3 protein-coding genes are annotated in these 1,964 nt (G+C 64.5%); all 3 read left to right on the forward strand.

Going from position 1 to position 1,964, the window contains the following annotated elements:
- Nucleotides 1–79: 79 nt before the first annotated feature.
- Nucleotides 80–541: a hotdog family protein gene (locus HX846_RS34100; RefSeq protein ID WP_102604305.1), complete on the forward strand. Its 462-nt coding sequence runs from the start codon at nt 80–82 to the stop codon at nt 539–541.
- The gene (gene fabG / locus HX846_RS34105; protein ID WP_087692521.1) at nt 538–1,266 is read left to right on the forward strand and encodes a 3-oxoacyl-ACP reductase FabG; all 729 of its coding nucleotides are present in this window, start codon (nt 538–540) and stop codon (nt 1,264–1,266) included. The genes HX846_RS34100 and fabG overlap by 4 nt, the downstream gene beginning before the upstream one ends.
- On the forward strand, nt 1,266–1,964 hold a 699-nt coding region (locus HX846_RS34110), incomplete at its 3' end, for a beta-ketoacyl synthase N-terminal-like domain-containing protein (RefSeq protein WP_306173192.1). The genes fabG and HX846_RS34110, both read left to right, overlap by 1 nt.

The following is a 1,964-nucleotide window of genomic DNA, read 5'->3' on the forward strand; positions in this document are numbered from 1 at the left end:
CCCTGGAAAAACGCTGCCTGATGAGCAACTCGTTTGCCTTCGGCGGCAACAACGTCAGCCTGATTATCGGAGACGCCCCATGACTGATTGGCCGCTCGCCGAACTGCTGCCCCACGCCGGTGACATGATCCTGATCGATCAGGTCTTGAGCTTTGATGAAGAACAGATCCAGACCCGCCTGACGGTCAAGCCCGGCGGTCTTTTCAACCGCGCCGATGGCAGCCTGCCCGCGTGGGTCGGCATTGAGTTGATGGCGCAAAGCGTCGCGGCCTACGCCGGTTGCCGCGCGCGCCAGAAAGGTGAAGCCGTGGAGTTGGGCTTCCTGCTGGGCACGCGCAAGTTCGAGTGCAACGTCGAGCACTTTCCCGCAGGCACCGAGCTGACCATCCACGGCCTGCGCTCCCTGGAAGACGACAACGGCATGGGTGTGTTCGAATGCCACCTCACCGGTCACGGCATCCAGGCCAGCGCGCGCTTGAACGTATTTCGACCGCCCCAGGCGGCCAACTATTTAGATGAATCGAAGGACACCACGCCATGACTGAATCCGTATTGGTGACCGGCTCCAGCCGTGGCATCGGCCGCGCTATCGCTGTGCGCCTGGCCCAGGCCGGGCACGACATCGTGCTGCACTGCCGCAGCGGGCGTGCCGAGGCGGATGCGGTGCAGGTCGAAATCGAAGCGCTGGGGCGCAAGGCCCGGGTGTTGCAATTCGATGTGGCGGACCGCGCCAGCTGCAAGGAGATCCTTGAAGCCGACGTGGAAGCCCATGGCGCGTATTACGGCGTGGTGCTCAATGCGGGCCTGACGCGCGACGGCGCGTTTCCAGCGCTGTCGGAAGACGATTGGGACGTGGTGATGCGCACCAACCTCGACGGTTTCTACAACGTGCTGCACCCGGTGATGATGCCGATGATTCGTCGTCGCGCCGCCGGGCGGATCGTGTGCATCACCTCGGTATCCGGGCTGATCGGCAACCGCGGCCAGGTCAACTACAGCGCGTCCAAGGCCGGCCTGATCGGCGCCGCCAAGGCCCTGGCCATCGAGCTGGGCAAGCGCAAGATCACCGTCAACTGCGTGGCCCCCGGGCTGATCGACACCGCGATGCTCGATGAAAACGTACCGGTGGAAGAGCTGATGAAAATGATCCCGGCCCAGCGCATGGGCACGCCGGAAGAAGTCGCCGGGGCGGTGAATTTCCTGATGTCGGCAGAAGCCGGCTACATCACCCGCCAAGTGCTGGCCGTAAATGGAGGCCTGTGCTGATGAAACGCGTGGTGGTCACCGGCATGGCCGGCGTTACGTCCCTGGGCAGCGATTGGGCAACCATCGCCGCCAACTTCCGCGCCAACCGCAGCGGCATCCGGCGCATGGACGAGTGGGACCGTTTCACCGAACTGAACACCCGGCTGGCCGGGCCGATCGATGATTTCGTGGTGCCCGCCCACTGGACCCGCAAGCAACTGCGCAGCATGGGCCGGGTTTCCCGGCTAGCGGTATGGGCGGCGGAGCAGGCGCTCAAAGACGCCGGCTTGCTGGGCGACGAGTCGATCAAGGACGGGCGCATGGGCGTGGCCTGTGGCTCGTCCACCGGCAGCACCGACGAGATCAAGGCCTTCGGCAATATGCTGCTGAACTCGGTGGCCGAGGGGCTGAACGCCAACTCCTACGTGCGGATGATGCCCCACACCACGGCGGCGAATATCAGCATTTTCTTCGGCCTCACCGGCCGGCTGATCCCCACGTCCAGCGCGTGCACCAGCGGCAGCCAGGGCATCGGCTACGCCTATGAAGCCATCAAGTTCGGCCGCCTGCCGCTGATGTTGGCAGGTGGCGCCGAAGAGCTGTGCCCTACCGAAGCCATGGTGTTCGATGCGCTGTACGCCACCAGCCTGAAAAACGATGCACCACAAACCAGCCCGCGTCCCTACGACAGTGGCCGCGACGGCCTGGTGATCGGCGAA

The sequence above is a fragment of the Pseudomonas sp. K5002 genome, from assembly GCF_013386655.1.
Lineage (GTDB): Bacteria > Pseudomonadota > Gammaproteobacteria > Pseudomonadales > Pseudomonadaceae > Aquipseudomonas.